The 19,230-nt window shown below is 42.3% G+C and carries 19 protein-coding genes and 1 pseudogene; 3 read left to right on the top strand and 17 right to left on the bottom strand.

Annotation, left to right across the window (positions count from 1 at the left end; all coding sequences use genetic code 11):
• Nucleotides 1–339, top strand: a pseudogene (locus tag B7692_RS11510) (transposase); the annotation flags it as partial.
• A gap of 50 nt (nucleotides 340–389) precedes the next feature.
• Here the strand turns inward: B7692_RS11510 and cmk are convergent.
• Nucleotides 390–1,094, bottom strand: a complete 705-nt coding sequence (cmk, locus tag B7692_RS05120; RefSeq protein ID WP_084930110.1) for a (d)CMP kinase — start codon at nucleotides 1,092–1,094, stop codon at nucleotides 390–392.
• A 9-nt stretch (nucleotides 1,095–1,103) separates the two neighbouring features.
• Nucleotides 1,104–1,595: an SAG1386/EF1546 family surface-associated protein gene (locus tag B7692_RS05115; protein WP_023946238.1), complete on the bottom strand. Its 492-nt coding sequence runs from the start codon at nucleotides 1,593–1,595 to the stop codon at nucleotides 1,104–1,106.
• A gap of 45 nt (nucleotides 1,596–1,640) precedes the next feature.
• Between B7692_RS05115 and B7692_RS05110 the strand changes: the two genes are divergently transcribed.
• Nucleotides 1,641–1,838, top strand: a complete 198-nt coding sequence (locus B7692_RS05110) for a ferredoxin (protein ID WP_004235080.1) — start codon at nucleotides 1,641–1,643, stop codon at nucleotides 1,836–1,838.
• 57 nt (nucleotides 1,839–1,895) lie between these two features.
• Here B7692_RS05110 and B7692_RS05105 read toward each other — a convergent pair whose 3' ends face one another.
• From B7692_RS05105 to B7692_RS05075, 6 genes are all read right to left on the bottom strand, one after another.
• Nucleotides 1,896–2,861 carry a glycosyltransferase family 2 protein gene (locus B7692_RS05105; protein ID WP_084930109.1) on the bottom strand — a complete coding sequence of 322 codons (966 nt, stop codon included), beginning with the start codon at nucleotides 2,859–2,861 and terminating at the stop codon, nucleotides 1,896–1,898.
• Between the two features lies 1 nt (nucleotide 2,862).
• On the bottom strand, nucleotides 2,863–3,882 hold the full coding sequence (gene galE, locus B7692_RS05100; protein ID WP_045605967.1) for a UDP-glucose 4-epimerase GalE: 1,020 nt from the start codon (nucleotides 3,880–3,882) through the stop codon (nucleotides 2,863–2,865).
• A gap of 298 nt (nucleotides 3,883–4,180) precedes the next feature.
• Nucleotides 4,181–5,284, bottom strand: a complete 1,104-nt coding sequence (locus tag B7692_RS05090; protein WP_084930108.1) for an NAD(P)/FAD-dependent oxidoreductase — start codon at nucleotides 5,282–5,284, stop codon at nucleotides 4,181–4,183.
• A gap of 16 nt (nucleotides 5,285–5,300) precedes the next feature.
• Nucleotides 5,301–6,098 carry a Nif3-like dinuclear metal center hexameric protein gene (locus B7692_RS05085; RefSeq protein ID WP_084930107.1) on the bottom strand — a complete coding sequence of 266 codons (798 nt, stop codon included), beginning with the start codon at nucleotides 6,096–6,098 and terminating at the stop codon, nucleotides 5,301–5,303.
• On the bottom strand, nucleotides 6,085–6,762 hold the full coding sequence (locus B7692_RS05080) for a tRNA (adenine(22)-N(1))-methyltransferase (protein ID WP_084930106.1): 678 nt from the start codon (nucleotides 6,760–6,762) through the stop codon (nucleotides 6,085–6,087). The genes B7692_RS05085 and B7692_RS05080 overlap by 14 nt, the downstream gene beginning before the upstream one ends.
• 101 nt (nucleotides 6,763–6,863) lie before the next feature.
• A complete protein-coding gene (locus B7692_RS05075) occupies nucleotides 6,864–9,200 on the bottom strand; it encodes a cation-translocating P-type ATPase (protein WP_084930111.1) in 2,337 nt (778 codons plus the stop codon).
• A gap of 132 nt (nucleotides 9,201–9,332) precedes the next feature.
• On the opposite strand from B7692_RS05075, the gene B7692_RS05070 reads away from it, so the two are divergent.
• Nucleotides 9,333–10,082 (top strand): lysophospholipid acyltransferase family protein, encoded by a 750-nt coding sequence (locus B7692_RS05070; RefSeq protein ID WP_070482290.1) that lies wholly within the window; start codon nucleotides 9,333–9,335, stop codon nucleotides 10,080–10,082.
• Nucleotides 10,083–10,121: 39 nt separating this feature from the next.
• On the opposite strand, the gene B7692_RS05065 is transcribed toward B7692_RS05070, so the two are convergent.
• The 9 genes from B7692_RS05065 to B7692_RS05025 all read right to left on the bottom strand — a co-directional run.
• Nucleotides 10,122–10,814 carry an alpha/beta hydrolase gene (locus B7692_RS05065; protein ID WP_049546486.1) on the bottom strand — a complete coding sequence of 231 codons (693 nt, stop codon included), beginning with the start codon at nucleotides 10,812–10,814 and terminating at the stop codon, nucleotides 10,122–10,124.
• Entirely contained in the window at nucleotides 10,795–11,805 is a 1,011-nt protein-coding gene (locus tag B7692_RS05060) for an ABC transporter substrate-binding protein (protein ID WP_084930105.1), read from the bottom strand. The genes B7692_RS05065 and B7692_RS05060 overlap by 20 nt, the downstream gene beginning before the upstream one ends.
• Before the next feature lie 19 nt (nucleotides 11,806–11,824).
• Nucleotides 11,825–12,580, bottom strand: coding sequence for an ABC transporter ATP-binding protein (locus B7692_RS05055; RefSeq protein WP_084930104.1), 756 nt, complete (start codon nucleotides 12,578–12,580; stop codon nucleotides 11,825–11,827).
• Nucleotide 12,581: 1 nt separating this feature from the next.
• Nucleotides 12,582–13,628 carry a FecCD family ABC transporter permease gene (locus tag B7692_RS05050; RefSeq protein ID WP_084930103.1) on the bottom strand — a complete coding sequence of 349 codons (1,047 nt, stop codon included), beginning with the start codon at nucleotides 13,626–13,628 and terminating at the stop codon, nucleotides 12,582–12,584.
• Nucleotides 13,629–13,882: 254 nt separating this feature from the next.
• Nucleotides 13,883–14,503 carry a CadD family cadmium resistance transporter gene (locus B7692_RS05045; protein ID WP_084930102.1) on the bottom strand — a complete coding sequence of 207 codons (621 nt, stop codon included), beginning with the start codon at nucleotides 14,501–14,503 and terminating at the stop codon, nucleotides 13,883–13,885.
• 584 nt (nucleotides 14,504–15,087) lie between these two features.
• Entirely contained in the window at nucleotides 15,088–15,357 is a 270-nt protein-coding gene (gene rpsO / locus B7692_RS05040; protein WP_001018251.1) for a 30S ribosomal protein S15, read from the bottom strand.
• Nucleotides 15,358–15,501: 144 nt separating this feature from the next.
• Nucleotides 15,502–18,210 (bottom strand): FtsX-like permease family protein, encoded by a 2,709-nt coding sequence (locus B7692_RS05035; RefSeq protein WP_192855475.1) that lies wholly within the window; start codon nucleotides 18,208–18,210, stop codon nucleotides 15,502–15,504.
• Nucleotides 18,206–18,907: an ABC transporter ATP-binding protein gene (locus B7692_RS05030; RefSeq protein ID WP_084930100.1), complete on the bottom strand. Its 702-nt coding sequence runs from the start codon at nucleotides 18,905–18,907 to the stop codon at nucleotides 18,206–18,208. Before B7692_RS05030 ends, B7692_RS05035 begins: the two co-directional genes overlap by 5 nt.
• Before the next feature lie 131 nt (nucleotides 18,908–19,038).
• On the bottom strand, nucleotides 19,039–19,230 hold a 192-nt coding region (locus B7692_RS05025; RefSeq protein WP_142360024.1), incomplete at its 5' end, for an IS3 family transposase.

Here is a 19,230-nt window from a genome sequence, read left to right as displayed (position 1 = left end):
CACCATATCAAACATCAGAAAACACAGACGGACTTTCAACAGGAAATCAAGGTTTACTACGCTGATGAACCTGAATCAGCCCCTCAAAAGGGACTATATATGAACGAACGCTATTAAAACTTGAAAGCTAAAGAATGTCAGGCGCTTTTATCTCCCGAAGGTAGACAGATTTTCACTCAACGCAAGATTGATGTGGAACCTGTCTTTGGGCAGATAAAGGCTTGTTTGGGTTACAAGAGATGTAATCTGAGAGGGAAGTGTCAAGTGAGAATTGACATAGGTTTGGTACTTATGGCCAATAACCTCCTCAAATACAATAAGAGAACGACTCAAAATTAAAAAGCTAGAGTTCCGCAATTGGAAATCTCTAGTTTTTTTGTGGCTGAGAACTATTTTGTCTCAGGTTCTTCTCCTGTCCCTAGGACATGCATTTTTTTAGCTTCTGCTTTGATTTTTTCAACTACTTCTTGAATGTTCAAACCAGTTGTATCAAGGTAGACAGCATCCTCTGCTTGTTTGAGAGGTGAAGTCTCACGATGACTATCCTTGTAGTCACGCGCAGCAATTTCCTCTTTTAGGGTTTCAAGGTCTGTTTCAATTCCCTTGGCAATATTTTCCTTGTAACGACGCTCTGCTCTTTCATCTACCGAAGCTACTAGGAAAATTTTCAATTCTGCTTGTGGCAATACAACCGTTCCAATATCGCGACCGTCCATGACAATCCCACCTTGCTGGGCAATCTCTTGTTGGAGAGAAACTAGTTTCTCACGTACTTCAGGAATTGCTGCAATAGCTGAAACATGATTGGTCACTTCATTTTCACGAATAGGATGGGTAATATCCACATCTCCTACAAAGACAAGTTGTTCTCCAGTTTCTGAGCGCCCAAAGCTGATTGGATGCTGGTCCAATAAGTCTAAGAGTTCTTCAACTTGTTCAACTCCTAATTGGTTCTTGAGAGCCATATAGGTCGCTGCACGATACATGGCACCTGTATCGAGGTAAGTATAACCAAAATCCTTGGCAATAATCTTTGCGACCGTACTCTTGCCACTTGAAGCTGGACCATCGATAGCAATTTGAATCGTCTTCATTTATGACTCCTATCTAGTCTTAATCACATCTCCAGGATTTGCAAACCAAGATCCTGTAGCCATATGCCCAGGATTCAAAGCCTCTAACTGAGCAATCGAGATTCCTGCACGAGCGGCAATGGCTGCTTCTCCTTCTCCAGCCATAACTTTTGTAGTCCCTTCTGGATCATTTGGATGTTCTGAGCTACTAGATGACTCTTCTACCTTCTCCTCTGAACTAGAAGATGCCTGCTCTGAACTACTACTAGAAGTAGAAGAAACTTGCTCTACTTTTGTATCTGAATCGTGAAAATCTTTCAAGGCTGCTGTGCGATTACTCCCACCCGATGAAAGATAGATCAGAACAATAATCATCACGACTACAATCACAAAGAAAATACTTGCTAAAATAGTCAAGATACGATTAGCCAGCACTCCTCCACCTTGTTCTCTCTTACGACGTTCTGATCTTGTTTCTTCTTGATTCTCATAAATATCTTCTTGCCACGGTTCTTTTGCCATACCTTACTCCTTGTTTTTTTTTACTTTTCTTATTACAATATAAATATGAAAATCACACTTATACCTGAACGTTGCATTGCCTGTGGGCTTTGCCAAACCTATTCTGAATTATTTGATTACCACGATAATGGAATCGTGCGTTTTTACGATGACCCTGACCAACTAGAAAAAGAAATCTCTCCTAGTCAGGACGTCGTAGAAGCTGTTAGAAACTGTCCAACACGTGCCTTGATTAAAGATTAACTCTAACATCGATAAGAACGTTCCACTCCTTCTAGTTTAGCATATTTCCATGCAAAATTATAGTCTTTTCTCTTTATTTTTTTCTGTAAAATCAGGAAGGTCACTTTTTTCTTTGACGAGATAAAGTGGTCTTTTTTTAGTCTCTAGATAAATCTTACTGATATACTTGCCGAGAATCCCAATGGTCAAGAGTTGAATCCCACCAAGAAAGAGAATAACAGCCATCAGAGAGGTCCAACCTGATGTCGGATTGCCCAAAATGAGAGTCCGAACTACAACAAAAAAGGTCATAAGCAGAGAAATAAAACAAGATAGGAGACCAGCCACAAAGGCTATAATCAAGGGAAAATCTGAAAAGTTAACAATCCCTTCAATAGAGTAGAAAAAGAGTTGCCTAAAACTCCAACTGGTCTTGCCAGCCTGTCTTTCGACATTTGGATAGTCCAGATAGTGGATTTTAAAGCCGACCCAGGCAAAGAGTCCCTTCGAAAAACGATTAGACTCGGTCAAAGCTAAAATGGCATCCACTACAGATCTTCTCATCATGCGAAAATCACGGACACCTGACGGCAGGGCTACTGGACTAATTTTTTGCATAAGGCGGTAAAAGAGATTAGCGCAGAGACTACGTAAAACTGGTTCTCCCTCCCGACTAGTTCTCCGTGTTCCTACACAGTCCAAGTCTGCATTCTGGTCTAGTAAATTTTTCATCTCAAGCAACATACTCGGAGGATCCTGGAGGTCTGCATCCATCACCACCACTAAATCTCCTGTCGCATATTGTAAGCCTGCATAGAGAGCTGCTTCTTTGCCAAAATTTCGAGAGAAAGAAATATAATGAACTGCCGGATTTTGCTCCCGATAGGCCTTTAAGAGTTCCAAGGTCCCATCGCTCGATCCATCGTCGACAAAGACATACTCAATTTCTGTTTCCAAATCTGGAAGTAAAGCTTCCAAAGCCTGATAAAAAAGAGGAAGTACTTCCTCTTCGTTTAAACAGGGGACAATGATTGACATCACCATCTTAGTCTTCAAATCCATTTGGATGCTTGCTTTGCCAACGCCATGCGTCTTCACACATTTGGGTGATGCCTAATTCTGCTTCCCAGCCCAGTTCTGCTTTGGCTTTTGCAGGATCTGAATAGCAGGCTGCGATATCCCCTGGGCGACGGTCTACGATACGGTAAGGAATTGGACGTCCCACTGCTTTTTCCATGTTTTGGATAATTTCAAGAACAGAATAGCCTTTACCTGTTCCAAGGTTATAAACGTTTAGGCCTGAACCTTTTTGAATTTTTTTCAGAGCTGCAACGTGACCTTTAGCCAAGTCGACAACGTGGATATAATCGCGAACACCAGTTCCGTCTTCCGTATCGTAATCATCTCCAAACACTTGCACTTGCTCTAACTTTCCAACGGCTACTTGAGTCACATATGGCAAGAGGTTGTTTGGAATACCGTTTGGATTTTCTCCCAAATCTCCGCTCTCATGAGCTCCGATTGGGTTGAAATAACGAAGTAAGACCACATTCCATTCTGAGTCCGCCTTATAGATATCGGTCAAAATTTCCTCTAGCATAAGCTTAGTACGGCCGTATGGATTGGTCACTGAAAGTGGGAAATCTTCCAAAATTGGCACTGTATGAGGATCTCCGTAAACTGTCGCAGAAGAACTGAAAATAATGTTTTTACAGTTGTTTTCTTCCATGACCTTCAAAAGACTAACAGTTCCAGCGATATTGTTGTCATAGTAGGCAAGAGGAATACGGGTAGATTCACCGACAGCCTTCAAGCCAGCAAAGTGAATGACACCAGTTGGTTCTTCTTGTTTGAAAATGTCACGAAGAGTATCTGTATCACGGATATCTGCCTCATAGAAAGGCACTTCAACTCCTGTAATTTTCTCAACAACTTCTAAACTTTTTCTGTTACTATTCACAAGGTTATCCACCACAACAACCTGATGACCTGCTTGGATTAACTCAATAACAGTGTGGGTTCCGATAAAACCTGCTCCACCCGTTACCAAAATCTTTTCTTGCATCTTTTTTCCTCGATTCTCGGATTATTTTTTCTTATTTTACCATTTTTGATAGGGAATGTCATTTGCCATCCTAGAGGGTAGGATAAAATTTCAGTAAAATGCTTATACTCTTTGAAAATCTCTTCAAACCATGTCAACGTCGCCTTGCCATATATATGTTACTGACTTCGTCAGTTCTATCCACAACCTCAAAACAGTGTTTTGAGCTGACTTCGTCAGTTCTATCCACAACCTCAAAGCAGTGCTTTGAGCAGCCTGCAGCTAGTTTCCTAGTTTGTTCTTTGATTTTCATTGAGTATTATTCGCTTTTTACTCGTTTGACATAGTTTTCAATTGGGTAGTTTAGAGGGTCCAAGGTCAACTCCTTGCCTTGAATCAGTTGAGCTAGATGGTAGCCAATGATAGGACCCGTTGTGAGGCCTGATGAACCTAGTCCACTAGCAGCATAGATACCTGCTAATTCTGGCACCTGCCCAAAGAAAGGTGAGAAATCACTAGTATAGGCACGGATTCCCACACGCTCAGCTCTTGAAGTCGCTCTAGCTAAAACTGGATAGTGAGGCAAGGCTGCCCCCTCCATTTGTTGGAGTAAGGTTTCATCTACCGTCAAATCAAATCCCATGTCATTTTCATGAGTAGCGCCTAGGGATAATTTCCCACCTGCAAAAGGAATCAAATCCCACTCCCCTTCTGGCATAACAACAGGGTAAGCTTCCATGTCTTGGGCAAGTTGATAATCTCGGAGTTGCCCCTTTTGGGGACGAACATCTACTTCATAACCTAAAGGCTCTAACAGATGTCCCAACCAAGCTCCCATCGCCAAAATAACCTGATCAAACACCTCTTCGTCAATCTGGTAACCTGATGCTAAAGGTATCAGAGTCACTTTTTCTTTGACCAGCTTGACGTGACTGGCTTCCAGCAAACGAGTCACTAAAAGTTGGCCATCTACTCTCGCTCCACCAGAAGCATAGAGCAGGTGATCAAATTCCTGCAAGCCAGGGAATAATTCATTAGCTGATGCTGAGTCCAGAATGGCTAATTGCCCTATCAAAGGAGATTCTTCTCTACGCTGGAGGGCTAGTTGATAGAGTTCTTCCAACTTAGTTTCATCCTTTTTCAGGAGAAAGACTCCCGAACGCTGGTAAAAGTCGATTTCTTGTCCTGACTTCTCTAAATCTGCTAATAAATCCACATAAAAGTCAGCCCCCAAGCGCGCCATTTTGTACCAGGCCTTATTGCGGCGTTTGGAAAACCAGGGGCTGATAATTCCTGCTGCGGCCTTAGTAGCCTGACCTTGTCCATGATCAAAGACTGTTACTTCTAGATCACTTTCTTTCGAGAGGTAGTAGGCAGCTGTTGCACCTACAATCCCTGCTCCAATAATGGCAACTTTTTTCATTGTCTTCACCTTCTAACTAGATATGGTGGAAAGGATTGGTCGATGCTTGACTAGGTAAGATATCAATAGTCCAGCCTTTTTCCTCTTTCCATTGATTAAGAAGCTCTGCAATTTTTTCTACAAAAAGCACTTCGATATAGTGACCTGGGTCCAATGCCAACAAGCCATCAGACAACATATCCTGAGCAGTGTGGTAGTAAATATCACCAGTGATATAGACATCCGCTCCTTTAGCTAAAGCATCCTTATAGAAAGACTGCCCGCTACCACCACAGATGGCCACTCTTGAAATTGGCTTCTGCAAATCAGTCTCTTGATAATGCACCAATCGAAGGCTATCTAGACCAAAGACTTGCTTGACATGCTGGGCCAATTCCCCAAATGTCTGAGGCTGAATATTTCCAATACGTCCAATCCCACGTTCAGGACCTGTCTCCTGCAGATAAGTCGTCTCCTCGATACCTAGCATCTGACAGAACCAGTCATTAAGGCCATTTTCAACGATGTCAATATTGCTATGGCTGACATAAACTGCGATGTCATGCTTGATGAGATCAATGTAAATCTGATTTTGTGGACGGTTGGCTACCAAATCCTTGATGGGACGGAAAATTGGCGCGTGCTTGACGATAATCAAGTCCACCCCCTTTTCAATGGCTTCAGATACAGTTTCTTCACGAATATCCAGAGCCACCATAACCCTTTGGATATCCTTGTCCAAAGTTCCAATTTGCAGGCCACGACTGTCTCCCTCCATTGAAAATTCCTGAGGGCAAAAGGCTTCATACGCTTTAATCAATTCACTTGCTAGCATGGAGCACCTCCTTGATGGCTTGAATTTTATCTACTAGAACTTGACGTTCCTCTATATTTTTTTCTGGTATTTGTCCGAGGGCGAACTCTAGCTTCTCAGCTTCTTTTTGCCATTTTTGGACAAAGACTGGACTGACTTCTTTGGACAAGAAAGGTCCAAAGCGAACATCACTAGCTGATAACTTCTTTTTCCCTGCTTCCACCACCAAAATCTCGTAAAACTTGCCAGCCTCTTCTAGGATACTTTCTGCTACAATCTGAAATCCGTGGTCTTGCAACCAAATGCGCAAGTCGTCTTCACGATTATTGGGCTGGAGGATCAATCGTTCTACATTAGCTAACTTGTCCAAGCCTTCTTCTAAAATCCTAGCAATCAAACGACCACCCATACCTGCAATGGTGATGACCGACACTTGGTCAGGCTCTTCAAAAGCTGCCAAGCCATTGGCTAAACGAACCTGGATTTTCTCCTTTAGGCCGTGAGCCTCAACATTTTTGACTGCAGATTGGTAGGGACCTTCCACAACCTCACCTGCAATGGCACTTTTGATTTGTCCTCTTTCGACCAACTCGATAGGCAGATAAGCATGGTCACTCCCCACATCTAGTAAAATAGCCCCTTGGGGAACAAAGGAAGCCACTAATTCTAATCTCTTTGAAATCATCTTCTCTCACTTTCCAAAACTCTATTACCTCTTATTATACCACATTTCAGCTGGCAATCTTGTACCTAAAAAGACCGCAATCCACAGATTGCAGCCTTTCTTTATTTTCTGGCTTGATAGCGACTAGTCAGGATGAAAATCACGGTAAAGACCAACATCATGACACCATAAACAGGTAATGTTTGTCCTGTTAAGGTTGAAATTTCAAGCAGTTTTTGAATTCTTGGGAAGAGAGCTGTGGCTAGGAAGCCTCCTACTGACCAAACAATCAAGAGGACACGCCATAGGGTAAATGGCATGCAGGCTCTAAATACGGATAAGAAACCAATTGACCCCAAGAGATAATAGAGTAGAGTTGAGATTTCTAACTCAGACCAACCTTGGCTACTTCCAAATATTTTCACAAAAAGCACGCTGAAGACGACCATAAGAGCACTTGGTAGAGCACGAAGCATGGATCTTCTGAGGAAGTTTGGCTCAACAGGTTTGATATTTCGCTCAAAAGTCAGAACGAATGGTGGGAAACCTTCCACGAACTGGTCAATCATGGTAATCTGGATCGGAATGAAAGGGAAGATCAAGATCCACTCAGATCGTCCCAGAAGAGCACTGGCGATACAGATAACTGCGAGCAAGAAAGAATAGATGGTCTTTATCAAGAAAATCGGGGCGATATGGGCAATGTTATTGACCACGCGACGACCTTCAAAGAGAATCTCAGGAACATCATTAAAGTCTGAGTTCAAGAGAACCAGATTGGCAATCTGACGCGTCGCCGGATCCCCTTCCGCCATCACGATAGAACAATCCGCCTCACGAAGGGCGAGAATATCATTGACTCCGTCTCCTGTCATAGCTGTTGTATGCCCCGCTTTTTTCAGTGTTTGGATAATGAGTTTCTTTTGATGAGGGGAAACACGTCCGAAAATAGCTGTCTCCTCAGCCATAGTAATCAATTCCTCATCCGTGATTTTCGAGCAATCTACATAGCTATGATAGTCCGCAAAACCAGCCTTCTGGGCAATACTGGACACCGTAACTGGATTGTCACCAGAGATGATCTTGAGACCCACTTCCTGAGAACGGAGATAGTCCAACGTCTCTGCCGCTCCCTCTCGAATCGGATCCAAGATTTCCAGCAGGGCCAGAGCCTGAATATCAGATGGTTTCTGTGGCTTGTGATGGTCTAATTTCTCCTGACTGAGTGCCAAGACCAAGACACGTGATCCTCTCTCTAGAGCCTCTCTGGCTTCTGGGACCTCAGAAGCCAGCAACATCTCAGGCGCCCCTAAAAAAACTGTCCCCAAACCTTCTAACTCTATGGCTCCCCACTTGCGGTCGCTAGAGAAGGGAATATTGGAAAGCATAGGATAGACTACCTGACCTTGGAAACGCTGGCGAATGGCTTGAGCTGTTGGATTTTTATCCTCACTATGAGCCATATAGCTGGCCAAGATGCTAGCAAGCGCTGACTCTCCATACTCTTCGGTCAAAGGAAGAACAGCCTCCACCTGCATCTTTCCTTGGGTGATGGTGCCCGTCTTGTCCAAACAGAGCATATCCACGCGTGCCAAGGTCTCAACAGAGTACATCTCCTGCACCAAGACCTTTTTCAAGCCCAGCTTAATAACCGCAGTCAAAAGCGAAGTGATGGTCAAAAGGGCGATTCCCTTGGGCAACATCCCCAAAAGGGCTGTCGACGAATTTACAACAGATGACTTAAGAGGCAGGCCTTTTAAAAGCAAGGCTTCTAGCAAGAGAGCTAGACCAAAAGGAATGATAATCTTTCCAGTAAAACCTGCTAACTTGTCCAGCGATTTCATGATACGAGAGTTGATTGGTTTAACGGTCTTGGCTTCCAGCATGAGTTTGGCAGCATAGTTATCAGATCCAACATGGTGAACTTGAGCTAAAACTGCCCCACTGGCTAAGAAACTTCCTGACAAAAGCAAGCCATCCACTTCCTTTTGCACCAAATCACTTTCCCCCGTCAACATGGCTTCATTGACTTCCGCAAAGCCTTCCAAAACCAAGGCATCACTGGGAATCTGCTCTCCTGCAGATAAACGAATGACATCTCCTAACACCAATTCTTCAGGATTCAGAGCAACTTCCTGACCATCACGAATAGTCTTGACCTTTTCCTTGGTCATGAGATTGAGCTTGTCCACCATGTGTTTGGCCCGCAGCTCGGTCACAATTCCAGAAAAAGCGTTAAAGCAGATAACAGCAAAGAAGACCAAATTGCTCCAAGCCTGCACAAAGGCTAGTGCCAAAGCAATGGCAAAGTTTAAAGCGTTAAAAAGGGTAAAGACATTTCGTTTAACGATTTGCCAAGTGCTGGTACTGGCCGAAGCAGTAAAATCATTGACCAAGCCCTTAGCCTGTCTTTCCTTGACTTCTCTTTGGGTTAATCCCATAATCTTATTTTTATCCATAAATTCTATCATATCATTTTTTTTTACAGAATTCTAATCTCATCCTAAATCTGCACCTAGTCAAGGGAAAAGTTTGCCAGCCCTCCTTTGATAAGGTATAATAATAACAAGAAAATAATCGAAGGAGATCGCATGTTTTATACTTATTTACGTGGATTGGTTGTATTGCTCCTATGGTCCATCAATGGCAATGCCCACTATCATAATACTGATAAAATTCCTAATCAAGATGAAAATTATATTCTGGTTGCCCCTCACCGTACCTGGTGGGATCCTGTTTACATGGCCTTTGCGACCAAGCCAAAACAATTTATCTTTATGGCCAAAAAAGAACTCTTTGCCAACCGTATATTTGGTTGGTGGATTCGTATGTGCGGTGCTTTTCCTATCGACCGTGAAAATCCTAGCGCCTCAGCCATCAAATACCCTATCAACGTCCTTAAAAAAAGTGATCGCTCTCTCATCATGTTTCCAAGTGGGAGCCGTCACTCAAACGATGTAAAAGGTGGCGTAGCTCTGATTGCCAAAATGGCCAAGGTCCGTATCATGCCGGTTACCTACACAGGTCCCATGACCTTGAAAGGCTTGGTTAGCCGTGAGCGTGTCGATATGAACTTTGGAAATCCAATCGATATCTCAGATATCAAGAAAATGAATGATGAAGGCATTGAAACAGTCGCCAATCGCATTCAAGCAGAATTCCAACGTTTGGACCAAGAAACGAAACAATGGCACAATGATAAAAAACCAAACCCACTCTGGTGGTTTATCCGCATCCCTGCTCTCATCCTTGCCATTATCCTCGCTATCCTAACCATCATCTTTAGCTTCATCGCAAGCTTTATCTGGAATCCAGATAAGAAAAGAGAAAAACTTAGTTAAATACAACAATCCCTTGGCAAAAGCCAAGGGATAAATCTTTTATTCGATTTTCCATTTTTGAGCCAACCAGCTAGAAAAAGCTAGAAATCGTTCAGCTACTTGTTCATGGTGCCCATAAGGATCAAAGACAAATTGACCGTTCGGATAGCGTTTCTGAAGACTGGTATGGATCTGCTCAGCATAGACTGGTGCTTGAGCCAAGCGATTGCTATGATTGATTCCTTCTGTTTGACCGTTCTGTAAATACAGCAAACAGTCCAAATTTTTCACATTTTCTTCCTTGCAGTAAGTCACAAAATCAGGATACCAAAAGGAACCGCAGATCGAAAAGACACAGGAAACCTTGTCAAAGCTGAAAAGACTGTAGACTGCCGCCAAACCACCTAGTGAGTAGCCTCCATAAGCAAGGCGAGTTTCGTCCAGGCGATAAAGCGACTGCAACTTGTCTAAAAGACCTTCGAACAAATGATCATGATAGACCTTGGCCTGACCTCCAAAATCTGGAGCCCCATCTCTCAGAGCAGATGCCTTCCAGGGAGTGTAATCGTCTAAGCGATTTTTAGAGGTCAAGCCCACTAAAATCACAGATTCGGAAAGGGACGATAGGAAATCCAAGTTTCCATCATTCAATAAAATAGCTGGATAGGTTTGATTGGGGTCGTAGTTAGAAGGAAGGCTGATTTTGACTTGAATTCCTTCCCAATCAAACTCATTATTTATTGATAAAGTCATTGATTTTCTCAAGGGAATCAATCACTGCTGGACCATAGTCCATCAATTCATCGTAAGAGATGGTCATGATTTTTTGATTCTTAATAGCAGGAACGCTTTCCAAAACAGCATTTGCCTTCATCAACTCTACTGCTTTTTCATCCAATTTTTTATTGCGATCGCTGGTTACATAGATAATCAATTCAGGATCCATTGACACGAGATTTTCCAAAGTCAAGCCTGATGTCCCCGTAGCAACGTTTGTATAACCAAGTTGGTTCAGCAAACTTTCTTGCAAAGCAGACTTGTAGGCACCGAAGGTTTCATCATTATAAGCAACCATAATCAAAGCCTTTTTCTTTTCACCTTGACTTGCTGGATTTGCTTTCTTAACAGCGTCAATTTTAGTTTGTAATTGGGTTGCGTATTCATTAGCCTTATCCTGAACATTAAAAATCATTCCAAGATTTTTGACATCTTCTACGATATTCCCCAAATCTTGCTGAATTGTTGAGAGAGAAGCTTTTTGCGCATAAACTGGGATTTTGTTTTCATTCCAAGTGCTAACTGTCCCCAAGGATTTTTCAGAAAACATCATGTTTCGACCCATCACAGCGTCTGGCTCATAAGAAAGGACTGTCTCTTGCGAGACTGTTTTTTTATCCCCAATTTGAGGAATCGTCGCAATCGCATCCTTGTATTTGTCCGTCACAGCATTGTCTGGATTGAGCATGCCAACAATTTTATCCTTCAAGCCTAACTCCAATAAGATTTCCGTGGTTGAAAGATTGTTGGTGATAACTTTTTCAGGTGCCTTGTCAAAGACTTGTTCGACTTCATTCCCTTTCGCGTCATAGGTTTTGACCGTTAGTGGATAAGTCGTCTCTGTGCTCGCCTTTTGACTTGTTTCTGTGCTAGATTGTGTGGTAGCTTTTTCTGTAGTAGTATTGCCACAAGCTGCCATGGTTAGGGTAGCTACTGTTACGAGTAAAATGCTTAGTGTTTTTTTCATCTTGTTTTCCTTTTCATTCTTATAAATAGTGAATCATAGCTTGCTGATCCTCGGTCCAAGTAACCTGACTTTGAACTCCGTATACAGTTTGCAATGACTCAGGGGTGATGGTATCCTTTGGAGTACCTTGGTAAAGGATTTCCCCCTCTTTCATTAGATAGAGATAATCCGAATAGCGACAAGCAAGTTGAATATCATGTAGGACAGCTAGAACATTGACCTTGAGATTCTTCACAATGGCCAACAAGTCTAGCTGATACTTGATATCCAGGTGATTGGTTGGTTCGTCCAGGAGCAAGAGAGTCGGTTCTTGCGCCAAGGCGCGGGCTAACAAAACTCGCTGTTTCTCTCCCCCCGACAGGGACGAATAGAGACGAGTTTTCTTCTCGAGCATATCCACCTTAACGAGGGCATCTTGAACGAGCGTAAAATCCCTTTCCCTTTCCTTCTGTAAAAAAGAGAGGTGGGGAGTTCTTCCCAGCAAGACAATTTCCTCAACTGTACAATCAAACTGCAGCTGGTTAAACTGGGTCACAACCGCCATTTGCTTGGCTGTTTCTTTGAGCGTCCATTGTTCCAGAGGCTTTCCATCTAGGCTTATCAAGCCTTTGTCCACCTTTTCCTGACGATAGAGGAGTTTAAGTAGACTGGTTTTTCCACTTCCATTTGGTCCTAATATCGTGTGAAATTGATTCCCTTCAACCTTAAGAGAAACTCCTTTGAGGATTTTTTTATTTCCTAATCCAAAATGGATGTCCTGACAAATCAAATCCATATCAGCCCCTCACCTCCCTTCGCCTACCTCCAACAATGTAGATAAAGAAGGGAGCACCTACCAAGGCTGTGAAAATACCAATAGGAAGCTCTGCGTTTGGAATGATGATACGAGAGAATACATCTGCCCAAATGACAAAGAGGGCACCTAGCAAGGTTGCAACAGGAAAAAGCCTCTTGTAACTCGTTCCTACTAACCCTCGAGCTAAATGTGGAGTAATCAGACCGACAAATCCAATAATCCCACAGGTTGCCACTAATACTGCTGTCAGCACAGCCACCATGGTCACATAAAGATACCAATAAAAGCGTAAGGGAATCCCCAAAGTTAAAGCAGCCTCATCTCCCATCATCATCGCATTAAAAACACGATACTGGGTAGAGAAAAATAGAAAGGCCATTCCTACTACTATAGTTGGCAGGACCAAGTCTGCCCAGGAAGTCCCCGCGAGCGAGCCCATGGTCCAAAACTTAATGGTCATCACACTATCCGCATTAGCGCCGACTGAGATAATAAAGTTTGAAAAAGCCAGAAAGAGAGCATTGACCACCGTTCCTGATAAAATCAGACTAGAAGTCGTCATTCTTCCCTGCATAGAGGCAATGATGAGGACAGCAATTGTTGCCAAAATAGCTCCAAGAAAAGCTCCAAGGCTAATCATCACTTTTAAACCAAGAATGATGCTCAAAGTTGCCCCTAGAGTTGCCCCCGCAGATATTCCTAAGACATAAGGCTCAGCGATGGGATTGTTCACTGTGGACTGCATCACGCTTCCACACATAGAAAGGCCTGCTCCCACTATCAGACCTAACAATACTCGAGGGAATCTCATGTTCCATACAATGGCAAGAGTGGACTTGGAAACCTCTCCTATCTCAAGAGGAAATCCCAACCTGCTCAAAATAATCCGATAGGTATCTCCTAGATCAATCGCAACAGATCCCATTGAAACTGCTAGAAAGAGAGAAATCCCTAAAATACATAGCAAAATAACTAAAAGTAACACAAATTGCTGGTCTTGTCGGCTTCCAGAAAATTTGGAAAGCATGCAAACCTCCTTTGATAGAATATTAAAAATTTAGAAAATTCTCATGAAAAGTATACCATATTTTCAACTGTGTAACAAGCTATGGAAAAAATACAATTAAAATCAGAAAAATTATGGTTGGTTTTTCCATACAGTGTTAGGAAGCATAAGCAAAGATAATACTTGAGTATATCGATATAAGGTGACAACATAAAAAGCCCTCTGAAAATCAGAGAGCTGATTTGAGATTGGGATTAAATCCTAGTGAAAAAAATCTACACGATCAGAAAAGTCTCTATCGTGCCATTTTCATACATGATGTATAGTCCAAGTAGAATGAACACTAAGGGCACAATGATTCGCTCGTATTTTTCAATTGTCTCGAATATTAACGGAATAGAGGATAACACCCGACTAATCTCGCATAAGATAATTATGCCGATTGCAAACACAAGCAACGCCACGAGGGTCTGTGACCAATCTAACGAAGCAAAATAAGGTATATAGATACCTAAATTATCTCCGCCAGACGCAATTGTCAGCAATGTAACTGTCCAAAACAGTTGATTTGCCTTGCTTTGTTCTAATCTTTCAATAATTTCTTCCTCTTCTTCCTCTTCTTCCTCACCTTCTCCAACAATTGCAAAGCGAATCCCTAAATAGATAGGGATTAAACCAAGCAATCCAACCATCCATTCTTCAGGCACGAAATTAACGACATAAGCAGCAACTAAACTCGCCCCTACAAGTAAGCCTGTGCCTAGATATTGCCCCGCATAAATATGCCATTTTTGTTTATTCTGTGATAGCTGTGCAAATAAAATAAATAAAATAATTAAATAATCGATACTGGTGGAAATATAAACACCAATAGCAGATATGATTGTCTGTCCCATAAAAAACCTCCTGTATTGGTCAGTAATAAATCAGCAGATTTTAGGAGAGCACAGACACATTAATTTAGCTATCGCTAGTGGGTAATTTCGAACATAGGAAAGCATTTTACTCCTCCTCAAAACGTAGTTACAAAGTAATTTCTAACTGGAATTCGGTGACTACTTCCATGTAAAGTATAACATACTATACTTTACTTCGTAAAGTGTGGGCTCTCCGAAGGGGCTTGCAGACAGCTACTCGGCTTTTCAAGCCGAGTAGCTACGCACCCTTATGGTGTAATTAGCTGATACCATTTGAGGTTTTTGTAGTCTCCAAAATTGTGACCGATAAAACCTCAATAAAAAAGCCCTCTGAAGTCAGAGAGCTGATTTGAGCTCAGGCTAAAATCCTAGTGAAAAAGATGGAACTCCTTGTGTTCATCGAACACGGTGTCGTTTCCCTATTTTCATACGGATTTCTTACGCCCTTAGCATCATGATTCTTGCTGGATAAACCTTTTATAGACTAGGCGACGAGGCGAAGATTGTACTAATGGTACATCGAGCCGAAGTCAACGAAGTATAGAAACGGTTTAGACGCAAGATTAGCGACGAAGTCCTAGAGAGTTGATTAACTCACGGTAACGGTTAACGTCGTTTTTACGCAAGTATGCAAGCAAGTTACGACGGCGACCGATTTTTTTCATCAACCCACGGTAAGTAGCGTGGTCTTTTTTGTGTTGTTTGATGTGTTCGTTAAGGTGGTTGATTTCCCAAGTAAGGACAGCAACTTGAACCTCTACTGAACCTGTATCACCTTCGTGACGTGCATATTGTGCGATGATTTCATTTTTTTTCTCTTTTGAGATTGCCATGATGTTTCTCCTTTTTATTTGGCTTCATCCGAGTGACAGGTTGGCATGCCTGTAACCAAGAAGAAGTTATTTGTCTTTACGACAGTTCTTATTCTACCAAGAAGCAGAGACTTTGTCAACTGATTTACTTTTTAAAAACTTGACCTACTCTACTGATTTCAGGGCTTCAAGCATATCCACCTTTCTCAAGTGGTGATTGACAAAGAAACCCAGTAAGACTAAGATCACAGTCACTGCGACGATTGGAAGAGTATAGACTCCCCAGCTGACTCGTGGATAAAAAAGTATGGTGGCAGGTGAGATCATTTGAATCAAAAATTGATGTAAATAGTAACCGGCTACCAAACCGAGAACAATCCCCACAAAGGACAGCACCATGGTCTCGCGGTAGATATAGAGAGTCACTTCTTTATTATGGAAACCGAGAACCTTTATAGTGGAAAGTTCACGGATACGTTCTGCCACATTGATATTGGTGAGATTGTAAAGAATGACAATGGCTAGCAAGACGGAAACAAGGATAAGGATTGCCATGGTTTTATTAAGAGAATTGGCTACAGATTCAAAGAGGTGGATAGCTGTTGCATTTTGGACCACCCCAGAAACAGCAGTTTTTTTCATAAAGACCGCAGCTTCTTTCTCCGTATTGGATGGTGTTGGCTCTTTTAATTTTACTAGGTAGGTATTGTCTTTCGGACTGGTACCGTAGACTTGTTCATAAGTTTCTCGGTTGAGATAAACAAAGTGTCCAACATAGTTTTCAGAAATAGCCGCAACCCTGATTTCTTTTCCATCAAGCTCCAGCTTGTCTCCAACCGTAACATCTGCTAGTTGAGCTAGTTTTTGACTTACGACTGCTCCATCTGTGACCTGCACCTCTTGGCCATTTTCTTCTAATGCGATAAAGGGTTTGAAATTTTCTCTGCTTGTGACCATTATAGTGATAGTCTGAAGTCCTGCTTTTTCTTTGAAATCTTTTTCAATGGATTTAGAGTAGATTTTTTGATAAGCATGGATAGGCTCAGCTTGCAAGGCACTTTCTAGGTCTACTTTTTCTTTCTCCATTACACTGCTCTTTTCCGCTACAATCATCTGGTATTGCTGGATTTGTTCAAATTGACGATCGACAACTCCTCCCACAGAAGACTGAATGCCAAGACCTGCAAATAGGAGAGCAACCGAACCCGCAACTCCAAAAATGGTCATCAACATCCGTTGCTTATAACGGAAAATATTTCGCGCCGTAACCTTATGAGTGAAGCTCAAACGACTCCAAATAAAACTCAGGCGTTCCAGCAAAATTTTTGATCCTTTAACAGGAGGTTTGGGCAGCAAAAGTTGGGCTGCTTCATCGTGCAATTCCCTCCGTGCCACTATATAAGCCGGCAAGACACTGGATACCCAACTTAAGGCCAGGGCAAGAAGGTTATAAGACCAATAGAAATACTCCTGACTTTTCCCAACGACCATTCCAGCTGTTATAACATCCGAAATCACGCCTGCAAGGAGATAATGTCCTAAAAGCGTTCCTAAAACGGTTCCCACAGTTCCTGCAAGAAAACCATAGAGGACAAACTTGGCAACAATATCTTTATTCTGGTAACCTAGGGCCTTGAAAATACCAGCATTGGTACGCTCTTCATCCACAAAGCGAGTCATAGTTGTAAAGGTTACCATTGCAGCAACCATAAAAAGCACCACGGGAAAGATATTCCCGACAGAACGAATACTTGCTGAAGCGTTACTGTACATGAGATAGCCTTGACCACCTGGCATGGTTTGGCGGTTGTATACATGGTAAGTAGGCTCTGCCAGTTCATCAAGCTCTTTCTGGCGTTGTTCAAGCTTCTCTTTTTCCTTGGCTAGATTACTCTCTGTCTGAGCCATTTTTTCTTTTTCTGTAGCCAATTCTTCCTTAGCTTTTGTCAATTGCTCCTTGGATTGACTCTTTTGAGGCTCAGGCAAAGCGGTCACTTGTTCTTCTTGAGTTTTCAATCGACTTTCAGCCTGTTCTAACTGACTCTTGCCTTTTTGAAAGTTACTTTCAGCTGTTTGGAGCTGCTCTTTTCCATCTTCCAAGCTCTTTTGCCCATTTGTTTTGATGCTTACCAATCGTTTTTGACCATTATCAGCCAGCAAGTTTTGTAAGTCTTCCTGGTGTTGATCTCGTTTGCTTCTATAGTCTGATGAAAAAGCATCCAAATTTTTTAAATCGTCATAGCGCACACGCGCAATGCTATAAACATCTGAGTCAAACTGACTGGGTAAAATCACTCCATAGCCAGCCAAGCTTCCATTTCCACTACTAGCCCCTCCCAAGTCTTCTTGAGAAAGCATCTCACCCGACTGAACAAATCCAGTAATGGTGAAAGATTGGGATTTTATGACGGGCTTCCCTTCTTCTGTCTTGCTAAAGGTGATAGCCTGCCCAATCTGATAGCGGTCTTTCCAGAAATCTGCCAAGGAAATTTCCCCATCAGCCTCTGGAAGTCGCCCTTCTGTCACTTGGAAGGTTGAAATTCCCTCCGGCTTGGAATAAAGTCGAATCGCTTCTTCACTATTTTCAACGGTTAAGTCTGCCATATAGCCAAACTCAACACTTGCTCCTTGAAGGGTCTTTAGTTCGTCCTGATCTTCTTTGTCCAAGCCATAATCAGCTATCACTGCCAGATCCAAGGTATTTGCTTTACGGAGATAATCTTCTGCCGTACGTTCCATGTTTGGACTGGCCACTTTGAGACCAACTAGAGCTAAAGACCCCAGCATCATCAAGGTCAAGATAGATAAAAAGCGTCCCTTGGAAGCAGTCACCGACTGGAGCAAGTCTTTTCGGTATGTTTTTTTCATGCTAATACTCCAATGTATCGATAGCCTGTGGATGCTCATTGATTGTTACTCTCATAACAGTGGCATCACGCATGTAAATCACCCGATCTGCGATAGGAGCTAGCGAGCTATTGTGAGTCACGATGATTACCGTCGCTCCCTTTTGACGAGACATATCTTGGAGGATTTTCAAAACCTGCTTGCCTGTCTGATAATCCAATGCTCCAGTTGGTTCATCACAAAGGAGAATTTTAGGATTTTTAGCTACCGCGCGTGCAATGGAGACTCGCTGTTGCTCCCCTCCAGAAAGTTGGGCTGGAAAGTTATTGAGACGATGAGTCAGACCTACGTCTTTGAGCACTTGCTCTGGATCCAAGGCATCTGTCACGATTTCTGAGGCCAACTCCACATTTTCCTTGGCTGTCAGATTGGATACCAGATTGTAAAATTGAAAAACAAAACCTACATCTTCACGACGATAGTTTGTTCGTTGGTGCGAACTATAGTTGGCAATATTGGCACCATCGATCCAAATCTCCCCCTCATCATTGGTATCCATACCTCCTAGGAGATTGAGAACGGTTGATTTTCCAGCACCTGAAGCGCCAAGAATAATGACCAGCTCCCCTTTTTCAATTTCAAAATTCACATCGCGATTAGCCACAATCTCAGTATCCCCAACCTGGTAACGCTTGTAGCTGTGTTTCATTTCAATATAAGCCATCGTCCTTCTCTCTTTCTTACAAACAAGTCACTCTTTACTATCATTATAACGCTTTTTCGAAGAGTTGGATACTAGAATAAAAAGAAAAACCTAGGTATTCTGTACTGACCCCAAAAAGTTAGACAATTAATTTATCCGAAGGATTTAGTTCTGTATTGTACAGGGCTAAGTCCTTTTAGTTTTACCTTAATTCGTTTATTGTTGTAGTAATCAATATAGTCTACAATGGCTTGTTCCAAGTGTTCAAGTGACTGAAACGTATTCTCATAACCATAAAACATTTCAGACTTAAGAATGCCAAAGAAAGATTCCATCATACCGTT

The organism is Streptococcus mitis (assembly GCF_002096925.1).
In the GTDB taxonomy this organism is placed as follows: Bacteria; Bacillota; Bacilli; order Lactobacillales; family Streptococcaceae; genus Streptococcus; species Streptococcus mitis_AF.
The sequence above is the reverse complement of the archived record's forward strand: the minus strand, read 5'-3'. Positions and strand labels throughout refer to the sequence as shown.